The sequence below is a fragment of the Caulobacter sp. AVps18 genome (assembly GCF_058681425.1).
Map to the genome: position 1 here is coordinate 2114507 of NZ_CM178737.1, position 22989 is coordinate 2137495.

At 66.0% G+C, this 22989-nt stretch carries 17 protein-coding genes; 16 read left to right on the forward strand and 1 reads right to left on the reverse strand.

Annotated elements, in window-relative coordinates; genetic code table 11:
* Positions 1 to 56: 56 nt before the first annotated feature.
* Positions 57 to 1376, reverse strand: a complete 1320-nt coding sequence (aptA, locus tag ACW179_RS09680; protein ID WP_492064083.1) for an omega-aminotransferase AptA — start codon at positions 1374 to 1376, stop codon at positions 57 to 59.
* 99 nt (positions 1377 to 1475) lie between these two features.
* Between aptA and ACW179_RS09685 the strand changes: the two genes are divergently transcribed.
* The 16 genes from ACW179_RS09685 (at position 1476) to ACW179_RS09760 (ending at position 22915) form a co-directional block, all read left to right on the forward strand.
* Positions 1476 to 2156 (forward strand): GntR family transcriptional regulator, encoded by a 681-nt coding sequence (locus ACW179_RS09685; protein ID WP_492064084.1) that lies wholly within the window; start codon positions 1476 to 1478, stop codon positions 2154 to 2156.
* Between the two features lie 64 nt (positions 2157 to 2220).
* Positions 2221 to 3711, forward strand: coding sequence for an aldehyde dehydrogenase (locus ACW179_RS09690; protein ID WP_492064085.1), 1491 nt, complete (start codon positions 2221 to 2223; stop codon positions 3709 to 3711).
* Between the two features lie 4 nt (positions 3712 to 3715).
* A complete protein-coding gene (locus tag ACW179_RS09695; protein ID WP_492064086.1) occupies positions 3716 to 5152 on the forward strand; it encodes an NAD-dependent succinate-semialdehyde dehydrogenase in 1437 nt (478 codons plus the stop codon).
* A 181-nt stretch (positions 5153 to 5333) separates the two neighbouring features.
* On the forward strand, positions 5334 to 6701 hold the full coding sequence (locus tag ACW179_RS09700) for an aspartate aminotransferase family protein (RefSeq protein WP_492064087.1): 1368 nt from the start codon (positions 5334 to 5336) through the stop codon (positions 6699 to 6701).
* Positions 6702 to 6709: 8 nt separating this feature from the next.
* The gene (locus tag ACW179_RS09705) at positions 6710 to 8083 is read left to right on the forward strand and encodes a glutamine synthetase family protein (RefSeq protein ID WP_492064089.1); all 1374 of its coding nucleotides are present in this window, start codon (positions 6710 to 6712) and stop codon (positions 8081 to 8083) included.
* A gap of 80 nt (positions 8084 to 8163) precedes the next feature.
* Entirely contained in the window at positions 8164 to 9276 is a 1113-nt protein-coding gene (locus tag ACW179_RS09710) for an ABC transporter substrate-binding protein (protein WP_492064090.1), read from the forward strand.
* 156 nt (positions 9277 to 9432) lie between these two features.
* A complete protein-coding gene (locus ACW179_RS09715; protein ID WP_492064091.1) occupies positions 9433 to 10341 on the forward strand; it encodes an ABC transporter permease in 909 nt (302 codons plus the stop codon).
* On the forward strand, positions 10341 to 11195 hold the full coding sequence (locus ACW179_RS09720; RefSeq protein WP_492064092.1) for an ABC transporter permease: 855 nt from the start codon (positions 10341 to 10343) through the stop codon (positions 11193 to 11195). Before ACW179_RS09715 ends, ACW179_RS09720 begins: the two co-directional genes overlap by 1 nt.
* A 41-nt stretch (positions 11196 to 11236) precedes the next feature.
* Complete coding sequence (locus tag ACW179_RS09725) at positions 11237 to 12304, forward strand: ABC transporter ATP-binding protein (protein WP_492064283.1); 1068 nt, start codon at positions 11237 to 11239, stop codon at positions 12302 to 12304.
* Entirely contained in the window at positions 12301 to 13059 is a 759-nt protein-coding gene (locus ACW179_RS09730; protein ID WP_492064284.1) for a gamma-glutamyl-gamma-aminobutyrate hydrolase family protein, read from the forward strand. Before ACW179_RS09725 ends, ACW179_RS09730 begins: the two co-directional genes overlap by 4 nt.
* Positions 13060 to 13192: 133 nt before the next feature.
* Positions 13193 to 14596 (forward strand): aspartate aminotransferase family protein, encoded by a 1404-nt coding sequence (locus tag ACW179_RS09735; protein ID WP_492064093.1) that lies wholly within the window; start codon positions 13193 to 13195, stop codon positions 14594 to 14596.
* Positions 14593 to 15996, forward strand: a complete 1404-nt coding sequence (locus ACW179_RS09740; RefSeq protein WP_492064094.1) for a glutamine synthetase family protein — start codon at positions 14593 to 14595, stop codon at positions 15994 to 15996. The genes ACW179_RS09735 and ACW179_RS09740 overlap by 4 nt, the downstream gene beginning before the upstream one ends.
* A gap of 75 nt (positions 15997 to 16071) precedes the next feature.
* Positions 16072 to 17397 carry an NAD(P)/FAD-dependent oxidoreductase gene (locus tag ACW179_RS09745; RefSeq protein WP_492064095.1) on the forward strand — a complete coding sequence of 442 codons (1326 nt, stop codon included), beginning with the start codon at positions 16072 to 16074 and terminating at the stop codon, positions 17395 to 17397.
* Positions 17398 to 17511: 114 nt separating this feature from the next.
* Entirely contained in the window at positions 17512 to 18345 is an 834-nt protein-coding gene (locus ACW179_RS09750; RefSeq protein ID WP_492064096.1) for an AraC family transcriptional regulator, read from the forward strand.
* Between the two features lie 58 nt (positions 18346 to 18403).
* A complete protein-coding gene (locus ACW179_RS09755; RefSeq protein WP_492064097.1) occupies positions 18404 to 20425 on the forward strand; it encodes a tetratricopeptide repeat-containing sulfotransferase family protein in 2022 nt (673 codons plus the stop codon).
* Positions 20426 to 20551: 126 nt separating this feature from the next.
* A complete protein-coding gene (locus ACW179_RS09760) occupies positions 20552 to 22915 on the forward strand; it encodes a TonB-dependent receptor (protein WP_492064098.1) in 2364 nt (787 codons plus the stop codon).
* Positions 22916 to 22989: the final 74 nt, after the last annotated feature.

Below are 22989 nucleotides of genomic sequence, written 5' to 3' on the forward strand. Positions count from 1 at the left end.
CGGCCAGTTGCGCCGGGTGGAGCCAGAGTTAGGACAGGGGCCGTGACCTGAACGCATCAGGCCACCTTCGCCAGCACCGCCCGTAGCGTCTCGACCATCCGGTCAATGTGCCCCGTCTCCAGGATCAGCGGCGGCGACAGGGCGATGATGTCGGCGGTCACGCGGATCAGCAGGCCGGCGTCGAAGGCCGCCTCGAACACCTCCATGGCGCGCGCTGTTGGAACCCCGGCGCGGGGCTCCAGCTCGATGCCGCCGATCAGCCCCAGATTGCGGATGTCGATGACGTGGCGGGCGTCCTTCAGGCTGTGCATGGCCTCTTGCCAGTAGCCTTCGATCCCGGCGGCGCGGGCGAACAGATCGTCTTCCTTGTAGGTTTCCAGCGTCGCGATCCCGGCCGCGCAGGCCAGGGGGTGGGCCGAGTAGGTGTAGCCATGGAAGAGCTCTATGGGGGCGTCGGCACCCTCCATCATGGCGTCATAGATCTTGCCGCTGGCGGCGACGGCGCCGCAGGGTACGGCGGCATTGGTCAGGCCCTTGGCCATGCAGATCAGGTCGGGAATGACGCCAAAGCGCTCAGCCGCGAACGGGGCGCCCAGGCGGCCGAAACCCGTGATCACCTCGTCGAAGATCAGCAGGATGTCGTGCCTGTCGCAGATCGCCCGCAGCCTTTGCAGATAGCCGACCGGTGGGATCAGAACGCCGGTCGAGCCGGCCACCGGCTCGACGATCACGGCGGCGATGTTGGAGGCGTCATGCAGCGCGATGATCTTTTCGAGATTGTCAGCCAGGTCGGCACCGTGCTCGGGCTCGCCCTTCGAGAACAGGTTGCCGGCCACGCCGTGAGTGTGGGGCAGGTGGTCGACGCCGGTCAGCAGGGACCCGAAATACATCCGGTTCTTGGGAATGCCGCCCACCGAAATGCCGCCGAAGCCCACGCCGTGATAGCCACGCTCGCGGCCGATCAGCCGGGTCTTGGTGCCTTTGCCGCGGGCGCGCTGATAGGCCAGCGCGATCTTCAGGGCGGTGTCGACCGACTCTGACCCCGAGTTGGTGAAGAAGATCCGGTCCAGCCCCGGCGGCGTGATCTGGGCCAGTTGGCTTGCGAAGGCGAAGGCCAGGGGGTGGCCCATGTTGAAGCAGGGGGCATAGTCCATCTCGGCCGCCTGTTTCTGGATCGCCTCGCGGATGCGGGAGCGGTCGTGGCCGGCATTGACGCACCACAGGCCCGAGGTGGCGTCGAGGATCTCGCGGCCCTCGGGGGTCTTGTAGTGCATGTCTTTCGCGCTGGAGAGCATGCGCGGATGGGCCTTGAACCGCCGGTTGGGCGTGAACGGCATCCAGAAGGCGTCGAGATTGTTGGCGCCGAAATCGGGCATGGCGGAGATCCTTCGCGGGGCCTTGCATTGTGATCGCAATTTAGGGCCTCCTGACAAGCCTCAACGCGCAAAGGCCGCAAGGCGAAGGAGGGAAGGGCGATGACTGAGGCGAAATCTCGCCGTTCCCTGGCCGATTCCACGGCGGTTCACGATCAGGTCTATGACTCCATCCGTCAGGCCCTGATCACCGGCCGGATTGCGCCGGGCGTCGGCGTGTCGCTGCGTAGCCTGGCGGCCGAGCTGGGGGTCAGCCCCATGCCTGTGCGCGACGCGGTGCGCAGGCTGGTCGCTGAGCGGGCGCTGGCGATCAATCCGGTCAACAAACGCCTCAGCGTGCCATCCCTGACCGCCGGCCGCCTGGACCAGCTGTCCCAGGCCCGCCTGTGGATCGAGCCGGAATTGGCGGCGCGCGCTGCGCCGCGTGCGGATGGCGCCCTGATCAGGGCCTTGCAGGCGATCGACGGCGAGATCGACGCCGCCTTGGCTCTGGGCGACGTCGACCGCTACATGACCGCCAATCACAGCTTTCATTTCGCGATCTATGAGCGGGCGGGCGCAGAGGTGCTGACCGCCATGGCGGGCGGGCTATGGCTGCAGATCGGCCCGTTCATGCGGGTGGTGTTCGGGCGGGTGGGTGCCGACGGCCTGGTCGCCGACCGTCATGCCGAGGCGATCACCGCCTTGAAGGCCCGCGACGCCGACGGCGCCCGTCGCGCCATCGCCGCTGACCTGTCCGAAGGCATGGACAAGATGCGCGCCGCTGTCGAGGCCGGGTCGTGAGCGGGCAGCTTGACAGTGGCGCTTGTACCGCAAACTGTGATCACAGTTTCAGGATGCTTCACCCGTGACCTTGCCCGCCGCCACAACCGACGCCCTCGCGCGCCTGCCCCTGCCGGGTCTGGCGGTGATCGACGGGGTGCTGTGTGAGGCGGCTTCGGGCGCGACCTTCCACAATGTTTCGCCGCGCAACGGCCAGGTGCTGAACCGTGTGGCCAGTTGCCAGGCGCAGGACGTGGATCGCGCCGTGGCCAGCGCCCGCTCCGCCTTCGAGGACGGCCGCTGGCGCGATCTTGGCCCTCGCCAGAAGAAGGCCGTCCTGTTCCGCCTCGCCGACCTGATGGAGCGCGACGCCGAGGATCTGGCTCTGCTGGAATGCCTGGATGTCGGCAAGCCGATCCGCGATGCGCGGGCCGTCGATATCCCGCTCGCGATCAATACCTGCCGCTGGTACGCCGAGGCGCTGGACAAGGTGTATGGCGAGGTCGGGGCCTCGCCCGTCGACCGGCTGAGCTACGCGATCCATGAGCCCCTGGGGGTGATCGGGGCCATCGTTCCCTGGAATTTCCCGCTGCACATGGCGATGTGGAAGCTGGCTCCCGCCCTGGCCATGGGCAACAGCGTGGTCCTCAAGCCCGCCGAGCGGTCGCCCCTGACGGCCCTGAAGCTGGGCGAACTGGCGCTGGAGGCGGGCCTGCCGCCGGGCGTGCTGAACGTCGTTCCCGGCCTGGGTTCGACGGCCGGCGAGGCCCTGGCCCTGCATATGGACGTCGACATGATCGCCTTCACCGGCTCGGGCCCCACAGGTCGCCGGCTGATGGAATACTCGGCCCGCAGCAATCTGAAGCGCGTGTCGCTGGAACTGGGCGGCAAGTCGCCCCAGATCGTGTTTGCCGACTGCCCGGATCTGGAAGCCGCCGCCCAGGCTGCCGCATGGGGCGTGTTCTATAATCAGGGCGAGGTCTGTACCGCCGCCTCGCGCCTGCTGGTCGAAGAGCCGATCCGAGAGGCGTTCGTTGAGCGCGTGGTTCAGATCGCGCGCGAGATGGTGGTCGGCGATCCTCTCGATCCCGCCACCCAGTTCGGGGCCATGGTCAGCGAGCGGCAGATGAACACGGCGCTCGACTATATCGCTACTGCCGACAGCCAGGGCGCGCGGCGGGTTTTGGGCGGCGAGCGGGTGCTTAAGGACAGCGGCGGCTTCTATGTGGAGCCCACCATCTTTGACCAGGTGGCCCCCGACAGCACCCTGGCGCGGGAAGAGGTGTTTGGCCCCGTGCTGGGCGTGATGGGCTTTTCCGGCGAGGATGAGGCCATCCATCTGGCCAATGACACCGTCTATGGCCTGGCCGCCGGCCTGTGGACCGCCGACATCAGCCTGGCCCTGCGCGGTGCCCGGCGGCTGAAGGCGGGCCTGGTGTGGATCAACGGCTGGGACGCCTGCGACATCACCATGCCGTTCGGGGGCTTCAAGCAGTCGGGCTTTGGCCGCGACCGCAGCCTTCATGCGTTGCACAAGTACGCCGACCTGAAGTCGGTGTCCGTGACGCTGAGGTGAACCCATGACCCTGATCGAGACCCGTGCCTTTATCGACGGCCTGTGGATAACCTCCGAGGCGACCTTCGAGGTGACCAACCCGGCCGACGGCCTGGTCCTGGCAAACGTGGCCGACCTGGGCGCGGTAGAGACCCGCGACGCCATCACGGCCGCCCATCGCGCCTTCCCGGCCTGGGCCGCACGCACCGCCAAGGATCGCGGCGCGATCCTGCGCAAGTGGAGCGACCTGATCCTGGCCCATGCCGACGATCTGGCCCGGCTGATGACCGCCGAGCAGGGCAAGCCCCTGGCCGAGGCGCGGGGCGAGGTTGTCTACGGCGCAAGCTTCATCGACTGGTTCGCCGAGGAGGCCAAGCGCGGCCACGGCCAGTCGATCCAGACGCCAGACCGCAACAAGCGGATGATGTCGATCAAGCAGCCGGTCGGGGTCTGCGCCGCTATCGCGCCCTGGAACTTTCCCATCGCCATGATCACCCGCAAGGTCGGCCCGGCCCTGGCGGCGGGGTGCACGGTGGTGATCAAGCCGGCGGCCGAGACACCGCTGTGCGCCCTGGCCATCGCCCGGCTGGCGGTCCTGGCCGGCGTGCCGGCCGGTGTGCTCAATGTCGTCACCGGTCGCGACGCCAGCGCCATCGGCAAGGCCCTGTGCGACGACAATCGCGTGCGCAAGCTGTCCTTCACCGGCTCGACCCCGGTGGGCAAGATCCTCTATGCCCAGTGTGCCGGCACGATGAAAAAGCTCAGCCTGGAACTGGGCGGCAATGCGCCGTTCATCGTTTTCGACGACGCCGATCTGGAGGCCGCCGTCGACGGCGCAGTCGCTTCGAAATATCGCAATGCGGGTCAGACCTGCGTCTGCGCCAACCGGCTGATCGTGCAGTCGGGCATCCATGACGCCTTTGCGGCCCGGCTGGCCGAAAGGGTCGCGGCCATGAAGGTCGGACCGGGCACCGGCGAGGGCGTGACCATCGGCCCGCTGATCAACGACAAGGCGCTGATCAAGGTCGACAGCCTGGTGCGCGAAGCCGTCGAGGCCGGGGCCACGGTGTTGACCGGCGGCGACGCCCATGGCCTGGGCGGCCTGTTCTATCAGCCCACCGTGCTGACCGGGGCCACCGCCGCTATGCGGCTGTTCCAGGAAGAGATCTTCGGCCCCGTCGCCCCCATCGTGAAGTTCGACACCGAGGCCGAAGCCATCGCGCTGGCCAATGCCACGCCCTTTGGCCTGGCGGCCTATTTCTACAGCCGCGATGTCGGCCGCTGCTGGCGCGTGGCTGAGGCTATCGAGGCCGGCATGGTCGGGATCAATGAGGGCCTGATCTCGACCGAGGTTGCCCCTTTTGGCGGGGTCAAGGAGTCCGGCCTGGGTCGCGAGGGGGCGTCCGAGGGGCTCGATGAGTATCTGGAGACCAAATATCTGTGCTTTGGCGGGGTGGGATGACGCGTTCGCGCCGCTTTTCCCCCATCTCCCGTCATTCCCGCCCTTGTGGCGGGAACCCCTCTATCCGCCGCAAGTGCAGTGGTGTGGCGGGCCGGCCCGCCATTGCGCTTCCCGTGTCAGCTGAACCAGGGGTTCCCGCCACAAGGGCGGGAATGACGGGAGTATTTTTCGGGGCGGCGGGATGACGGCGGATCTCGCCAACGCTGCCACCCTCGAGGGACTGATGCAGGCCGAAGCCGCCCGCTTCACCGCCGAGCATCCGCGCAGCGTCGCTATGGCCTGGGCCTCGGCGAAGGTTTGGCGCGGGGGCGCGCCGATGCACTGGATGAACGACTGGGCCAGCCCCAGCCCGATCTTTGCGGCCCAGGGCGTGGGCGCCCAGATCACCGATGTTGATGGCAAGCTGTATGACGACTTTTGCCTGGGCGACACGCCGTCGATGTTCGGCCACGGCGATGCCTCGGTCGCCGCCGCCGTCGCCGACCAGATCAAGCGCGGGGCGGGATTCATGCTGCCGACCGCTACCTCGGTGATGGTCGGCCGGCTGCTGGCCGAGCGTTTCGGCCTGCCGCTGTGGCAGGTGGCGACCACGGCCAGCGACGCCAACCGCGCCGCGATCCGCTGGGCCAGGGCGGTCACGCAGCGGCCGGTGATCCTGATCTTCGACGGCTGCTATCACGGCATGGTCGAGGACGCCTTCGTGGTCCTGAAGGACGGGGAAAGCGTCATGAAGCCGGGTCTGCTGGGCCAGGTTCATGACCTGACGGCCACCACCCGCGTCGTGCCGTTCAATGATCTCGCTGCGTTGGAAGCCGCCCTCACGCCCGGCGATGTCGCCGCCGTGCTGGCCGAGCCGGTGATGACCAACTGCGGCATGATCCTGCCCGAAGACGACTTTCACGACGCCCTGCGGTCGCTGACCCGGGCGGCTGGAACCCTGCTGATCCTGGATGAGACCCATACCCTGTCGAGCGGTCCCGGGGGCTATACCCGTCTGCACGCCCTGGAGCCCGACATGTTCGTGGTGGGCAAGGCCATAGCCGGCGGCGTGCCGGCGGCTGTCTGGGGCGTGACCGCACAACTGTCGGAACGGATGGAAGCGGCCAAGGCTCGGATCGGGCCAGGCCAGTCTGGCATCGGCACCACCCTGTCGGGCAACGCCCTGGCCATGGCCGCCATGCGCGCCATGCTGACCGACGTGATGACCGACCCCGCCTATGCGCGGATGCTGGCCGGGGCCGAGCGCCTGGTCGCGGGTCTGAAGGCCGTGATCGCGGCGCGCGGGCTGGCCTGGTCAGTGGTCCATGTCGGGGCGCGGGTCGAGCTGGTCTTCGCCGATCCTCCGCCAAAAAATGCCGCCCAGATGCGCAAGGCGCTGGACCACGACCTGCTGGCCGCGCTTCATCTGTGGCTGATCAACCGGGGCGTCCTGATCGCGCCCTTTCACAACATGATGCTGGTGTCGCCGGTCACCGAAGACGCCGCCATCGACCGACTGGTCGTGGCGGTCGACGGGTTCGCCGCAGAGATCGAGGGCCTTGCTGTATGACGTCTCCCATGGTCGCTGATCCCCAGGAATGCCGCGACTTCCTCGCCGCGCATCCGCAGGTGAAGTTCGTCGATGTGTTCTTCACCAGCATGACCGGCGTGCCGCGCGGCAAGCGGCTGCGGATTCATGAGCTGCAGGCCGTCTATGACTATGGCCGGTTCCTGCCGGGCTCGATCCTGGTGGTCGACACCACCGGGGCTGACTGCGAGGACACCGGCCTGGTCTGGGAAGACGGTGACGCCGACCGCCGCGCGCGGCCGGTGCCGGGCACCCTGACCCTGGCCCCCTGGCTGGGCGACGACATGGCCCAGGTGATGCTGTCGCTGTACGAGCTGGACGGCACCCCCAACGACCTGGACCCCCGCCACGTGTTGCAGCGGGTACTGGACCGCTACGCCGCCGACGGCCTGACCCCGGTCGCTGCCTGCGAGCTGGAATACTATCTGGTCGATCTTGAGCGCACCGCCGACGGCGATCTGCAGCCGCCAAAGTCCCTGCAGACCGGTCGCCGCCCGCATGGCATCGAGGTCTATGGCCTGCCCGAACTGGAGGCCATCGCCCCGTTCCTGCGCGAGTTGTGGGACACTGCCGACGTGATCGGTGTGCCGCTGGAAGGCGCGATCTCGGAATTCGCCCCCAGCCAGGTGGAGCTGACCCTCAAGCACAAGCCCGACGCCCTGCGCGCCTGCGACGACGCCCTGCTGTACAAGCGCATGGCCAAGGGTGTGGCTCTGCGCCATGGCTGCGAAGCCACCTTCATGGCCAAGCCCTGGGCCGACAAGGCCGGCAACGGCTTCCACGTCCATGTCAGCTTCAACGACACCGACGGCAATAACCTGTGCGCTGACGAGGATCCCGAAGGCTCGCCGATGCTGCGTCAGGCCATCGCCGGGATGAAGGCGCTGCTGGGCGAGGGCATGGCGATCCTGGCGCCCAACGCCAATAGCTACCGCCGGTTCAAGGCCAATTCCTATGCGCCGGTGGCGGCCACCTGGGGCGTCAACAATCGCACCGTCAGCCTTCGTATTCCGGCCGGTCCGGCCCCGACCCGCCATGTTGAACATCGCGTCGCCGGCGCCGACGGCAATCCGTATCTGGTCATGGCCGTGCTGCTGGCCAGCGCCCATCACGGCCTGACCCAGAAGCTTGATCCCGGCCCGGCCGTGGTCGGCGATGGCTATGCGGCCGCAGCGAAGGAAAAGTCGCGCCTGCCGTCCAACTGGTTCTCGGCGGTTGACCTCTTTGATCAGTCCACGGTGCTGCGTGACTATCTGGGCGACCGTTTCGTGGACATGTTCGTGTCGGTCAAGCGCACGGAACAGGCGCGCTTCTTCGAGGTGGTCACCTCGCTCGATTTCGATTGGTACCTGCGCAACGCCTGACGACGATGCGCAGCAAGAGCTTGGTTGCACCGCCGACGATCGTCGGCATCGAACGGAACGTACAGGGGAGTTTCGAGACCATGAGCACCATCACGCAACGGGGCATGAATCGCGGGGGCATGAACCGCCGCTCGCTGCTGACCGCGACGGGCGCCGCCGCCATCGGCCTGACCTTCACCGCCTGCAGCCCCAAGGCCGCCGCGCCAGTGGAAGCCGGCGCCGAGGAAGCCAAGCTGAACTTCTACAACTGGGACACCTATATCGGCGAAACCACCCTGGCCGACTTCAAGACGGCCACCGGTGTTGAGGTGAACATGAGCCTGTTCGCCACCAACGACGAACTGTTCGCCAAGCTGAAGGCCGGCAATCCTGGCTTCGACGTGGTCGTGCCGTCCAACGAATTCGTCACCCGCATGGGCCAGGCTGGCCTGCTGGAGGTGCTGGACCACAGCAAGATCCCCAATCTGAAGAACATCGACCCGGCCTTCATGAACCCGGATTTTGACCCGGGGCGCAAATATTCAATGCCCTATACCTGGCTGGTGCTGGGCATCGGCTATCGCAAGAGCAAGGTGCAGGGCGTTCCCGACAGCTGGAAGTATCTGTTCGACAGCAACCAGTACGCCGGCAAGATCGCCCTGCTGTCGGAAAGCGCCGACCTGATCCGCCTGGCCGCCAAGTACAAGGGCCACAGCGTCAACAATATCCCGCCCGAACTGATCAAAGAGATCGAGGCGATGCTGATCAAGCAGAAGCCCTTCATCAAGGCTTTCCACGACGACAACGGCCAGGACATGCTGGCCTCGGGCGAGGTGGATCTGGTCCTCGAGTATAACGGCGACATCGCCCAGTTGATGACGGAAGACGATGACGTCGGCTTCGTGATCCCCAAGGAAGGCAGCCTGATCAACTCCGACACCCTGTGCATTCCCAAGGGCGCGCCGCGTCCGCAGAACGCGCACAAGTTCATCAACTATCTGCTGGACGCCCAGGCCGGAGCCGAGATCTCCAAGACCATCCTCTATCCGACGCCGAATGCGGCAGCCAAGGCGCTGATGCCCGACGCCTACAAGAACAACCCGGCCATTTTCCCGCCACCCGAGATCATGGCCAAGTGCGAATACGGCGCCTTCGAAGGCGCCGAGAAGGCCAGCCAGTATGAGGAAGTCATCACCCGGGTGCGGGCGGCTTAACAGTCGTTCTCCCTTCCCCCTTTGATGGGGGAAGGGTCGGGGATGGGGGTGACACCGTCGGCGGATTTCACGCCGTCAGTACCCCATCCTGAAACGCTTTCACCCCCAACCCCGCCCTTCCCCCATCGAGGGGGAAGGGAGAAGAGGAACGGCCCCATGGAGCAAAGCTGGAAACAGGCAAAAGCGGTGTTCGCCGCTGCGCTGGGCCCGCCGCTGTTCTGGCTGGTGCTGTTCTTCCTCGTGCCCCTGGCCATCGTCTGGGCCTATAGCTTTGGCCATAATGACGGCCTGACCGAAATCGCCATCACAGGCACCTTCAAGAACTACGCTCGTGCCATCGAGCCGCTGTATCTGAAGATCTTCGTCAAGTCGGCCTGGGTGGCGGCGATCACCACGGGCCTGTGTCTTGTGATCGGCTTTCCAGTGGCGCTGGCCATCACCTTTGCGTCCGACAAGGCCAAGACCTGGCTGCTACTGCTGATCATGCTGCCGTTCTGGACGAACCTGCTGATCCGCACCTACGCCCTGATCGCGGTGCTGCGCACCGAAGGCTACGTCAATATGGGCCTGGAGTGGCTGTGGAAGGGCGGAGGGACGCTGGCGGCCCTGCTGGGCCTGCAGCCGTTGGGCGACTTTCAGCCGCTAGAGCTGCTGCACAACAATTTCGCCGTCATCCTGGGCCTGATCTACGTCCATCTGCCGTTCATGGTGCTGCCCCTCTATTCGGCTCTGGACCGGCTGGACAAGTCGTTGCTGGAGGCCAGCCTCGACCTCGGCGCCGGCCACCTGCAGACCCTGTTCAAGGTGGTGGTGCCGCTGGCCCTGCCGGGGATCGCCTCTGGCGTGCTGATCACCTTCATCCCGGCCCTGGGCGCCTATCTGACGCCCGACCTGCTGGGCGGCCCCGACAGCCAGATGATCGCCAATGTCATCGAGCGCCAGTTCAAGCGGGCCAATGACTGGCCGTTCGGCGCGGCCATGTCGTTCCTGCTGATGTACATGACCTTCATCGCGATCGCCCTGCAGGCGGTGCTGTCGCGAAAAAAAGCGCCGGAGGGGAAGTGATGGCCAAACGCTCCGCGCCCGGACCGCTCGAATATCTCCGCCGCTGGCAGATGCAGGCCTGGCTGGGGGCGGTGTTCATCTTCCTCTATGCGCCGCTGATCGCCCTGATGGCCTTCAGCTTCAATGACAGCCGCCGCAACATCGTCTGGAAGGGCTTTACGCTCAAATACTACGAGAAGGCCTTCAACAACGACGGCCTGATCGAGGCGTTCGGCAACAGCCTGACCATTGCGGCAGTATCGACCGTGATCAGCGTGGCGCTTGGCGCGATGGTCGCCCTGGCCCTGTGGCGCTTCCGGTTTCCGGGCAAGACGGCCCTGGACGGTGCCCTGGCCCTGCCGATCGTGGTGCCCGAAATCTGCATGGGCGTGGCGATGCTGGTGTTCTTCGCCAAGGTCCTGCCCTGGCCGCAGGGGCTGGGCTGGCCGCTGAACCTGGGCGCGATCATCATCGCCCACGTCTCGTTCTCGTTCCCGTTCGTGGCGGTGGTGGTGCGTGCCCGCATGGCCAGTTTCAACCGCGAGATGGAGGAGGCGGCGCGTGATCTTGGAGCCGGCGAGTTCCGCACCATCAAGGACGTGATCCTGCCGCACATGGCCCCGTCGCTGGTGGCCGGGGCGCTGCTGGCCTTCACGCTCAGCCTGGACGACTTCGTCATCACCTTCTTCACCGCCGGGCCCGACACCGTGACCTTCCCGGTGAAGGTCTATTCGATGGTGCGGTTCTCGGTGACGCCCGAGGTCAATGCGGCCTCGACCATCCTGATCGTCCTGACCGTGATCCTGACGGCGGCGGCGCTGAAAATGCAGGGCAGTTCGGCGGTGACGGCCGGGCATGGGGGAGAAAAGTCGTGAGCATCATCACCTTCGAGAACGTCACCAAGCGCTTCGGCAAGATGGTGGCCGTCGACAACGTCTCGCTCAGCGTCGAGGAGGGCGAGTTCTTCTCGCTGCTGGGGCCGTCGGGCTGCGGCAAGACCACCCTGCTGCGCATGCTGGCCGGCTTCGAGACCCCGACCGAGGGCCGGATCCTGATCGACGGCAAGGACGTCTCCACCGTGCCGCCCAACAAGCGGCCGGTGAACATGGTGTTCCAGTCCTATGCGGTGTTCCCGCACATGACCGTGGCCGACAATGTCGCCTATGGCCTGAAGGTGGATCGCGTGCTCGCCGCCGAACGCGCCAAGCGGGTCGAGGAGGCGCTTGAGCTGGTGCAACTGGGCGGTCTGGGCGGTCGCAAGCCTGACCAGCTCTCCGGCGGCCAGCGCCAGCGCGTCGCCCTGGCCCGGGCCCTGGTCAAGCGCCCCCGCGTGCTGCTGCTGGACGAGCCGCTGTCGGCGCTGGACGCCAAATTGCGCGAACAGATGCGTACTGAACTTTGTACGCTTCAGGAAAAGGTCGGCATCACCTTCATCATGGTCACTCATGACCAGGACGAGGCCCTGGCCCTGGCCAGCCGCTGCGCGGTGATGAACCGGGGCGTCCTGCAGCAGGTGGCCACGCCCAGCGACCTCTACGAGTTCCCAAACAGCCGCTTCGTGGCCGATTTCATCGGCAGCGTGAACCTGTTCGAGGGCGTGCTGGCGGTGGACGAGCCCAGCCACGCGGTCATCCGTTCGCCCGACATGCCGGTCGACATCTTCCTGGACCATGGCGTTACCGGCCCGCGTGGCGGGACGGCCTGGGCGGCGATCCGGCCCGAGAAGATCGAGCTGCACAAGAAGGACAGCGATGAGACCCCCAACCTGGGCGATGCGCCCAAGGGGACCAATGCCGTGGCCGGGGTGATCACCCACGAAGCCTATCTGGGCGGCTCATCGGTCTATGAGGTGAAGATTGCGGGCGGTCGCCGGGTAAAGGTCCACCGCTCGAACCTGACCCGCTGGGACCAGGAAGACTTCAAGCTCGGCGAGGAGGTCTGGCTGTGCTGGCACGCCTGTTCGCCGGCGGTGTTGCTGTCGTGACCCGCCCCGTCGCCGGGATCATCTGCTGCACCCGCACCGTCGGGATCGAGCCGGCCCAGGCGGTGATGAACCGCTATGTGGCCGGCGCGATGCGCTATGCTGACTCGGCGGCCCTTCTGGTCCCGTCCATGCCCGACCTGATGAAGGCCTCCGAGGTCGCGGCGCGGCTGGACGGCCTGATGCTGACCGGCAGTCCCTCCAATCTGGATCCCGCCTTGTATGGCGAGGAGATCGGCGATGCGCCGGGCCCTTTTGACGCGGCTCGTGACACCATGACCGCCGACCTGATCAAGGCCATGCTCGACCTCGGGCGGCCGGTGTTCGGCATCTGTCGTGGCTTTCAGGAGATCAATGTCGCCTTCGGCGGAAGCCTGCGCCGCGACATGGCGTCGAGCGATGAACTGATCGCTCACCACGCGCCCGACGAGGTCGATTTCAACGGCATGTTCGACCACCTGCACCCGGTCGACCTGACGTCCGGTGGTGTGCTGGCGACCGCGTTCGGTGCCGACCGGGCGGTGGTCAATTCGGTCCACTATCAGGGCGTCGACCGCCTGGGCGAGGGCCTGACGGTCGAGGCCCGCGCCCCTGACGGTGTGGTCGAGGCGGTGTCAGCCACCGTCAATGGCGCGCCGCTGCTGGCGGTGCAGTGGCATCCGGAATGGCAGACCGCCGCCAATGCTCAGTCCCAGACCTTTTTCCAGCTGTTCGGACGCGCACTCAGGGGCGAGCCGATGGCCGAGATATCCCCCTAAACCACTGACCCTCAGCGAAAGCGGGGACCCAAGCCATGCCGGCGGCTGTTGCCCGGCCAGAACAACCAAACACCGCCTGGATCACCGCTTTCGCGGGGATCAGCGGACAAGAAAAGTCCAGGAGTAGCCCAGAATGAACGCCCCCATCCGCAACCACGACATCGCCGAACTCAAGCGTCTGGACCTGGCCCATCACCTGCCGGCCCAGGCCGACCACAAGGTCATCGCAGAACTGGGCGGCAGCCGGATCATCACCCGCGCCGACGGCGTCTATATCCACGATGGCGACGGCCACCAGATCCTCGACGGCATGGCGGGGCTGTGGTGCGTGAACGTGGGCTATGGCCGCAAGGAACTGGCGGAAGCGGCCTATGAGCAGATGCTGGAGCTGCCCTACTACAACACCTTCTTCAAGACCGCGACGCCGCCGCCGATCAAGTTGGCCGCCAAGATCGCCGAGAAGATGGGCGGAGACCTGACCCACGTTTTCTACAATTCGTCGGGGTCCGAGGCCAATGACACGGTATTTCGCCTGGCCCGCCACTACTGGAAACTGAAGGGCCAGCCGCAGCGCACCGCCTTCATCAGCCGCTGGAACGCCTATCACGGCTCGACCGTGGCCGGCGTCTCGCTGGGCGGCATGAAGCACATGCATGTGCAGGGCGACCTGCCGATCCCCGGCGTGCATCACGTGATGCAGCCCTACTGGTTTGGCGAGGGTTTCGGCGAAGACAAGGCCGACTTCTGCGCCCGCGCGGTGCAGGAGATCGAGGACAAGATCCTAGAGGTCGGCCCTGAAAATGTCGCGGCCTTCATCGGCGAGCCGGTGCAGGGGGCGGGCGGGGTGATCATTCCGCCCGACGGCTACTGGCCGGCGGTGGAAGCCCTGTGCCGCAAGTACGGGATCCTGCTGGTCTGCGACGAAGTGATCTGCGGCTATGGGCGCCTGGGCCAGTGGTTCGGTCACCAGCACTACGGGATCAAGCCCGACATGATCGCCATGGCCAAGGGCCTGTCGTCCGGCTACCTGCCGATTTCAGCCGTGGGGGTGGCCGACCACATCGTCGCCGAACTGCGCGAGAAGGGCGGCGACTTCATCCACGGCTTCACCTATTCGGGCCACCCGACCTGCTGCGCCGTGGCCCTGAAGAACATCGAGATCATGGAGCGCGAAGGCCTGGTCGAGCGCACTCGCGACGACACCGGCCCCTATCTGGCCAAGGCCCTGGCCACCCTGAACGATCACCCGCTGGTCGGCGAGACCCGTTCGCTGGGCCTGATCGGCGCCGTCGAGATCGTCCGCGAGAAGGGCACCAACCATCGCTTCCTCGACAAGGAAGGCGAGGCCGGTCCCATCGTTCGCGATATCTGCATCAAGAACGGCCTGATGGTGCGGGCCATCCGCGACAGCCTGGTCTGCTGCCCGCCGCTGATCATCACCCATGCTGAAATCGACGAACTGGTGGGGATCCTGCGCAAGTCGCTGATCGAGGCCGAGCCCGTTCTCCGCGCCCTGAAGCCGGAGGCAGCGTCATGAAGCAGCCCAAGCACAAGAAGACCAAGCCGGACCAGCGGGTGAAGCGTGGTGTGGCCACGCTGGAGGAGGCCCAGGCCTGGTTCACCCGGCAGAACATCGAGGAAATCGAGTGCGTCGTGCCCGACCTGGCCGGCGTGGCGCGCGGCAAGATCATGCCGGTGCGCAAGTTCCTCGGGACCCCGTCGATGAACCTGCCGCTGGCGGTGTTCTACCAGACCATCACCGGCGACTTTCCCGAGTTCGAGGGGGTGGTCAATTCGGTGCAGGCCGACACCGACATCGTGCTGACGCCCGACTTCGCCACCCTGGCCGCCGTGCCCTGGGCCCAGGATCCGACCGCCCAGGTGATCCACGACGCTTTCCATCCCGACGGCCGGCCCGTCGAGGAAAGCCCGCGTCAGGTGCTGCGCCGGGTGCTGGCCCTGTACGCTGAAAAGGGCTGGGTTCCGATCGTGGCCCCGGAGATCGAGTTCTACCTCGTCGACAAGAACACCGACCCTGACTACCCGCTGAAACCGCCCATCGGCCGCTCGGGGCGGCCCGAGACCGGGCGTCAGGGCTATTCGATCAGCGCGGTCAACGAGTTCGATGCGTTGTTCGAGGACATGTACGAATATTCCGAGCGTCAGGGCCTGGAGATCGACACCCTGATCCACGAAAGCGGCGTGGCCCAGATGGAGATCAATCTGCGCCACGGCCATCCGCTGGAGCTGGCCGATCAGGTGTTCATGTTCAAGCGCACCATCCGCGAGGTGGCGCTGGAGCACGAGATCTACGCCACCTTCATGGCCAAGCCGATGGCCAGCGAGCCGGGCAGCGCCATGCACATCCACCAGTCGATCATCGATAAGGATGGCCAGAACCTGTTCTCCCACCCCAAGACCGGGGAAGAGACGGCGCTGTTCCACAACTTCATCGCCGGCCAGCAGAGCTATCTGCCGGCGATCATGGCCATCCTGGCCCCCTATGTGAATTCCTACCGGCGGATCGCCAAGGACTCCGGCGCGCCGGTCAACACCCAGTGGGGCTATGACAACCGCACCTGCGGCCTGCGCGTGCCGCCGTCGAACGCCGCCAACCGCCGGCTGGAAAACCGCATCCCCTCGTCGGACGCCAACCCCTATCTGGCCATCGCGGCGACCCTGGCGGCGGGCTATCTGGGCATGGTCAATGACCTCAAGCCCAGCCCGCCGGTTCTCACCGACGCCAGCCTGCGGGGCATCGAGCTGCCGCGCAGCCTGACCGAATCCCTGAAGCTGTTCGAGGCCTGCCAGGACCTGGTCGACATCCTGGGACCGGTCTTCTGCCAGGCCTATGACCACGTCAAACAGGCCGAGTACGAGACCTTCATGCGTACCATCAGCCCGTGGGAGCGGGAGTTCCTGCTGCTGAATGTTTAGTAGGCTTCCTAGTCCTTCTCCCAGAGGGAGAAGGGGGACCCGCGCCGCAGGCGTGGGGGATGAGGGGTTTCAGCGGTGACGGGCGAAACCCCTCACCCTCCCACCGCTGCGCGGCGGGCCCCTCCCTCTCCCTCTGGGAGAGGGAGCTACTACGCCGCCACCGCCGCGCCTTTTCCTGACCAACCGTCGCTGACCCGCGACGCGACGGCCGACGTCTGCGTGATCGGCGCAGGATTCACGGGCCTCGGTGCGGCGTTGGAACTGGCCCGTCGCGGGGTGTCGGTGATCGTGCTGGAGGCCGGCCGGGTTGGGGCCGCTGCCTCCGGGCTGAACGGCGGCCAGGTCCATACCGGCCAGCGGCGCGATCAGGCCTGGCTGGAAAAGACGGTCGGCCCGGATGATGCGCTGAACCTGTGGCGGCTGGCCGAGGATGCGCGCCACCACCTGCACGCCACCATCGCCGATCACGCCATCGCCTGCGACCTCAAGCCCGGTATGATCCACGCCCGCCATCGCCCGAACGGCGAGAGCGAGGACGCCGCCCATATCGAGCACATGGCCAGGGTCTATGGCTGCGACGCCCTTTCGCTGATCGGAACCGAAGACCTGGCCCACGAACTGGGCACACCCGTCTATCACGGCGGGCTGATCGACCGCGCCGGCGGCCACCTGCATCCCCTGAACCTGGCGCGGGGGATGGCGCGGGCCGCGATCGCTGCCGGCACCGTGATCCACGAGCAGAGCCGCGCCATCGACTGGCGGCGTGAGGCCGGCAAGCTGGTGGTCCAGACCGCGACCGGGCAGGTGACTAGCGACCAGTTGATCGTCTCGGGCGACGGCTCCCTGAACCGCATGGCGCGCAAGGACCGCAAGCGGGTCATGCCGATCAACAACTTCATCCTGACCACCGCGCCGCTGGGCGAGCGAGCGCAGGCGATCATCCGCTCGGACGCGGCGGTGGCCGACAGCCGTTTTGTCGTGAACTATTTCCGCAAGACCCCTGACGGCCGGCTGCTGTTTGGCGGCGGTGAGAACTACCGGCCGGGCTTTCCCGCCGACATCGCCGGGTTTGTGCGTCGCCACATGCTGAAGGTCTATCCGCAGCTCGCCGACGTTCAGATCGCCCACGCATGGGGCGGCACCCTGGGCATCACGATGAACCGCGTCCCGTTCGTCGGAGACGTCGCGCCGGGCGTGCGGGTGGCCTCGGGCTATTCGGGGCAGGGGGTGATGCTGGCTCCCTATGTCGGCAAGCTGCTGGCCGATGCGGCCCTGGGCGAGCCTGGCGGTATCGATCTGCTCTCGCGCCTGCCCACCCCGCCGTTTCCCGGCGGCCGGCTGCTGCGCTGGCCGCTGACCGTGGCGGGGCTGAGCTGGTATGCGATGCGGGATCGGCTTTAGCCGACCGCTGGTTGGGCCGCTGGCCTAATCCGGATGAAAAGCACCCGCGCCGACGGCAAGACCGATCAAATATCCCGACGGCTGAGCGCTTAGGACAGTCCCGACGAAAGACCGGTGGATCTCGTGAGCCTGACCGCAAAAATCATCTGGTATGTCGAGGCCCACCTCGACCAGGACCTGAACCTCAACCGCATTGCCCGCGGCGTGGGGGCCGGTCCGTTTCATGTGGCCCGCGTTTTTGCCCTGACCAGCGCCATGCCGGTCATGGCCTATGTGCGGGCCCGGCGGCTGAGTCTGGCGGCGCGGTTGCTGCGTCCGGAAACGGACATCCTGTCCGTGGCTGTCAGCGCCGGCTACGGCTCGCACGAGGCCTTTTCCCGGGCCTTCCGGGCCCAGTTCGGGATTTCACCCAAGACCTTTCGTCAAACCCAAGACCTGAAAAGCCTTAGCCTGACGGAGCCCCTGACCATGACTACTTCCCACGTTCTGACTGTCCAGATCCCGCGCGTCGTCAAGGTGCCGCCCATGACCTTCGGGGGACTGAACGCCTCGTACAGACTGGCCAATCTGGCCGGGATCCCGGGTCATTGGCAAAGGTTCCGCGCCTGGCAGGGCCAGATCGAAGCCCAGGCGGGAGAGGCCAGCTACGGCATCTCCCACAATTTCGCCGGTGAGGACCGGTTCGACTACATGTGCGCGGTCGAGGTCGGCGACGGCGATCTGCCGGAGGGGTTCACGCGGCTCCGCATCCCGGCCCACACCTATGCGGTCTTTGCGCACGAGGGCCATGTCAGCGGCATCGGTAATACTTGGCACCACATCTACGATTCGTGGCTGCCCGCTGCCGGGCTGAAGCCGGGCAATGCCGCCAGTTTCGAGCGCATGGATGGCCGGTTCGACAGCCGTACCGGCTCAGGGCTGGTCGAGATCTGGGTGCCCGTGGCCTGAGCCCGGCTCCGGCGGCGTGAGAATTGACATCACGTCGCCGGACCCTTCTCTTCGCGGCATGACCACCTCGACCTCGCAAGCCCAGGGCGGCCTCGCCACGGCCCTTGACCACGCCCGACGCCTTCTGGAACGGGACCCGGCCCTGGCCCGGCAGCAGGCCGAAGCGATCCTTGAGGCGGTGCCGCGCCATGCCGACACCACGGTCGTGTTGGCCGCCGCGCTGCGGCTGGGCGGGGATCCGGCCCAGGGCCTCAGCGTCGTCGCGCCCCTGGCCCGGGCCTTGCCGACCATGGCCGGCGCGCAGCTGGAACTGGGCCTGGCTCTGGCGCAGTTGGGTCGTACGGGCGAGGCGGTCGCAGCGTTCCGGCAAGCGGTGGCCATCGATCCACGCGCGGGCGAGGCTTGGCGCGGCTTGGCCGAAAGCCTTGACCTGATGGGCGACAAGGCCGGCGCAGCAGCCGCCCTGGCCCAACAACTGCGCGCCTCCACCCGCGATCCGGCCCTGATCGCCGCCGCAGCAGCGCTGATCGACAACCAGCTGGGCGTGGCCGAGCAGCACCTGCGCGACCATCTGGCCGATCATCCCGCCGATGTCGCCGCCCTGCGGATGCTGGCCGAGACCGGCGCGCGGCTGGGGCGCTATGAGGACGCCGAGCGACTGCTGGTCGGCTGTCTGGAGATCGCGCCGGGTTTTGCCGCCGCGCGGCACAATCTGGCGACCATGCTGTATCGTCAGAACAAGACCATCGAGGCCCGCGCCCAGATCGAGCGCCTGACTGACCAGGACCCGCGCCACCCCGGCTATACCAATCTGAGAGCGGCGATCCTGTCGCGGCTGGGCGAATACGACACTGCCATATCCATCTACGACACCATGCTGGCCCAGTACCCCAACCAGCCCAAGGGCTGGATGAGCTATGGCCATGCGCTCAAGACCGTGGGGCGGCAGGCCGACTGCGTGGCCGCCTATCGCAAGGCCCTGGAGCTGTCGCCGGGTCTGGGCGAGGCCTGGTGGAGTCTCGCCAACCTCAAGACCGTCAAGTTTGGCGAGGCCGACCGCGCCGCCATGGCCACAGGACTTGAGCAGGAGGGCCTGTCGGATGATGATCGGCTTCACCTGCACTACGCCCTGGGCAAGGCGCTGGAGGACGCCGGGCTCTATGCCGACTCCTTCGACCATTATGCCAGGGGGGCGGCGATCCGCCGGGGGCAGGTCGATTACGACCCCGACGAGAACCACGCCGATGTGGCGCGTGTCAGGACGGTGTTCACGCCTGCCCTGCTGGCCGCGACGGCCGGGCAGGGCTGTCCGGCCCCCGATCCGATCTTCGTGGTCGGCCTGCCGCGTTCGGGCTCGACGCTGATCGAGCAGATTCTGGCCAGCCACAGCCAGGTCGAGGGCACGATGGAACTGCCTGACCTGATCGTCATGGCCCGCCGGCTGGGGGGAAAGGCGGTAAGGCGGTCAGACTCCGTCTATCCGGAGAATCTGGCCGGGCTGTCGCCGCAGGCCCTGCTGGAGCTGGGCGAGGAATATCTTGAGCGCACCCGGGTGCAGCGCAAGACCGATCGCCCGTTCTTCATCGACAAGATGCCCAACAACTTCGCCCATGCCGGGCTGATCCACCTGATCCTGCCGAACGCGAAAATCATCGATGCACGCCGTCATCCGCTGGGCTGCTGCTTTTCGGGGTTCAAGCAGCACTTCGCCCGTGGGCAGGCCTTCAGCTACGACCTGACGGACATCGGCCGTTACTATGCCGACTATGTGGCCCTGATGGATCACTTCGACGCCGTGCTGCCGGGGCGCGTGCACCGGGTGATCTACGAGCAGATGATCGAGGATCCCGAAGGCCAGATCCGTGCCCTGCTGGATCACTGTGGCTTGCCCTTCGAGCCGGCCTGCCTGACCTTCCACGAGAACGACCGGGCCGTGCGCACGGCCAGTTCCGAACAGGTCCGGCAACCGATCTTCAAGAGCGCTGTCGAGCATTGGCAGAATTACGAATCATTCCTCCAGCCCTTGAAACAGGCCCTTGGCGAATGTCTCGAAACCTATCCGTGTGCGCCTAGAAACTGACCACGGCGCCGACGCTTTGCCATTTCTGCAACAGTCGGAAGATTAGGCGTTTTTCGACCGTTTCGGTCTTGCCCAGCCCCTGAACGCGGCGGAACATCCTCGCCTTGAAACATGCGGGGAGTGGGCATGGCGTCGACGATTAAGAGCGTGAAACGGGCGGGGCTGTATTCGGCCGCGCTGCTGGCTTCAACCATGCTGACCGGAGTGGCCGCGTACGCGCAGGACAACACGGCGGTCTCGCTGGAAGAGGTGCTGGTCACCGCCCAGAAGCGATCCGAGAATCTGCAGGACGTGCCCGTCAGCATTCAGGCGATGGGGGAAGCCAAGCTTGAGCAGCTGCAGGTCTCGAATTTCGTCGACTATGTGAAGTACCTGCCCAGCGTCTCGTTCACGACCTCAGGCCCAGGCTTTGGTCAGGTCTATATGCGCGGCGTGGCCAGCGGCGGCGACGGCAACCACTCCGGCTCGCTGCCCAGCGTCGGCGTCTATCTGGACGAACAGCCGACCACGACCATTCAGGGCGCGCTGGATCTGCACGTCTATGACGTGGCGCGGGTCGAGGCCCTGGCCGGACCGCAGGGCACGCTGTACGGGGCCAGTTCGCAGGCCGGCACGCTGCGGATCATCACCAACAAGCCCAGCACCGCCGGCTTCTCGGCGGGGGTCGATGTCGAGGTCAACCAGGTCGATGGCGACGCGTTCGGCCATGTCGAGGAGGCCTTCGTCAATATCCCTCTGTCCGACACCATCGCTGTTCGCCTGGTCGGCTGGAACGAGGAAACGGCCGGCTATGTCGACAACGTCAAGGGCACCCGCACCTATGGCCGCGGCACGGCGACCACGTCTGATGATTTGACCATCAGCAACGCCAGTGTCGCCAAGGATAACTATAACAGCTCCGACACCCTGGGCGGCCGTGCCGCCCTGCGGGTCGAACTGGGCGAGAACTGGATCATCACCCCTGCCGTCATGGGCCAGCGCACCAAGTCGCGTGGTCTCTATGCCTTCGACCCCAAGGTTGGAGATCTGAAGGTCACCCACTTCTATCCTGAGGGTTCGAACGACGAGTGGGTCCAGGCGGCCATGACCATCGAGGGCAAGGTCGCCAATCTCGACGTGACCTATGCCGGCTCCTATCTGAAGCGCGATGTCGATACCCGTTCTGACTATACGGACTATTCCTATTTCTATGATCAGATCGGTTACGGCTTCTACTGGACCGATGATGCGGGCGGTCTGACCAATCCGTCGCAATACATCCAGGGCAAGGACGGCTTCACCAAGGAAAGCCATGAGTTCCGCGTCGCCACGCCTGACGACAAGCGCCTGCGCTTCATCGGCGGCGTGTTCTATCAGCGCCAGCAGCACAACATCACCCAGCGCTACAAGATCGACGGCATCGGGTCCGGCATCGAGGTTCCCGGCTATAGCGACACCATCTGGCTTACGGCTCAGCAGCGGATCGACCGCGACTATGCCGGCTTCGGCGAACTCACCTACGACATCACGCCCAAGCTGACCGCCATGGCCGGGGTCCGCTTCTTCAAGTCGGACAACTCGCTGGAAGGCTTCTACGGCTACGGCACCGGCTACGGCGGCACCGGCGAACGGGCCTGTTTCCGCACCGGCGGCGTCAATGGCGCGCCGTGTACGAACCTGGACAAGCGGGTCAAGGAAACCGGCAGCGTTCCCAAGGTCACCGTCACCTACAAGTTCGACGACGACAAGCTGGCCTATGTCACCTACTCGGAAGGCTTCCGTCCGGGCGGCATCAACCGTCGCTCGACCCTGCCGCCCTACCAGGCCGACTATCTGAAGAACTACGAGTTCGGCTGGAAGACCAGCTGGCTGGAAAACCGCTTCCGCTGGAACGGTGCCGTGTTCATGGAAGACTGGAAGAACTTCCAGTTCTCGATCCTGGGTGCCAACGGCCTGACGGAAATCAAGAACGCCAACCAGGCCCGCATCAAGGGCGTTGAAAGCGATGTCACGCTCGCCGTGGCGCGCGGTTTCACGATCAACGCTTCAGCCGCCTATATCGATGCCCAACTGGCGGCCAACTATTGCGGGGTCACGGACGCAGCCGGTAATCCGATTACCAACTGCGCCAGTCCGCAGGCGCCGGACGGCACGTCGCTGCCCGTCACGCCCAAGTTCAAGTCTAATCTGACGGCGCGTTACGAGTTCGATCTGGGGCCTTACCAGTCGTTCGTTCAGGCTGCGGCCGTCTATCAGACCGGCAACTGGGTCAATCTCCGTCTGGCTGACCGTGCCTTTATCGGCCGTCAGCCCAGCTATACGCTGGTCGATCTTTCGGGTGGGCTGAGCAAGGACGAATGGTCTCTGTCGGTCTACATCAAGAACCTGACCGACAAGCGGGCCAGCCTGAACCGCTATGCCGAATGCGCGATCTCTACCTGCGGGCCACAGCCCTATATCGTACCCAATCAACCGCGCACGATCGGTGTGAAGGTTGGTCGCACGTTCTGATGGTGAAGGGGGCGGCTCGCAGGAGCCGCCCTTTTTGCTGTTGGGACTTTCAGGCTCGGCGCGCCGTCGGCAAA

What these genes read in the sequence shown, in the direction of transcription:
- aptA (WP_492064083.1), bottom strand. Translation starts at nt 1,376, where the DNA reads ATGCCCGATTTCGGCGCCAACAATCTCGACGCCTTCTGGATGCCGTTC.
- ACW179_RS09685 (WP_492064084.1), top strand. Translation starts at nt 1,476, where the DNA reads ATGACTGAGGCGAAATCTCGCCGTTCCCTGGCCGATTCCACGGCGGTT.
- ACW179_RS09695 (WP_492064086.1), top strand. Translation starts at nt 3,716, where the DNA reads ATGACCCTGATCGAGACCCGTGCCTTTATCGACGGCCTGTGGATAACC.
- ACW179_RS09700 (WP_492064087.1), top strand. Translation starts at nt 5,334, where the DNA reads ATGACGGCGGATCTCGCCAACGCTGCCACCCTCGAGGGACTGATGCAG.
- ACW179_RS09705 (WP_492064089.1), top strand. Translation starts at nt 6,710, where the DNA reads ATGGTCGCTGATCCCCAGGAATGCCGCGACTTCCTCGCCGCGCATCCG.
- ACW179_RS09710 (WP_492064090.1), top strand. Translation starts at nt 8,164, where the DNA reads ATGAGCACCATCACGCAACGGGGCATGAATCGCGGGGGCATGAACCGC.
- ACW179_RS09715 (WP_492064091.1), top strand. Translation starts at nt 9,433, where the DNA reads ATGGAGCAAAGCTGGAAACAGGCAAAAGCGGTGTTCGCCGCTGCGCTG.
- ACW179_RS09720 (WP_492064092.1), top strand. Translation starts at nt 10,341, where the DNA reads ATGGCCAAACGCTCCGCGCCCGGACCGCTCGAATATCTCCGCCGCTGG.
- ACW179_RS09725 (WP_492064283.1), top strand. Translation starts at nt 11,237, where the DNA reads ATGGTGGCCGTCGACAACGTCTCGCTCAGCGTCGAGGAGGGCGAGTTC.
- ACW179_RS09735 (WP_492064093.1), top strand. Translation starts at nt 13,193, where the DNA reads ATGAACGCCCCCATCCGCAACCACGACATCGCCGAACTCAAGCGTCTG.
- ACW179_RS09740 (WP_492064094.1), top strand. Translation starts at nt 14,593, where the DNA reads ATGAAGCAGCCCAAGCACAAGAAGACCAAGCCGGACCAGCGGGTGAAG.
- ACW179_RS09755 (WP_492064097.1), top strand. Translation starts at nt 18,404, where the DNA reads ATGACCACCTCGACCTCGCAAGCCCAGGGCGGCCTCGCCACGGCCCTT.
- ACW179_RS09760 (WP_492064098.1), top strand. Translation starts at nt 20,552, where the DNA reads ATGGCGTCGACGATTAAGAGCGTGAAACGGGCGGGGCTGTATTCGGCC.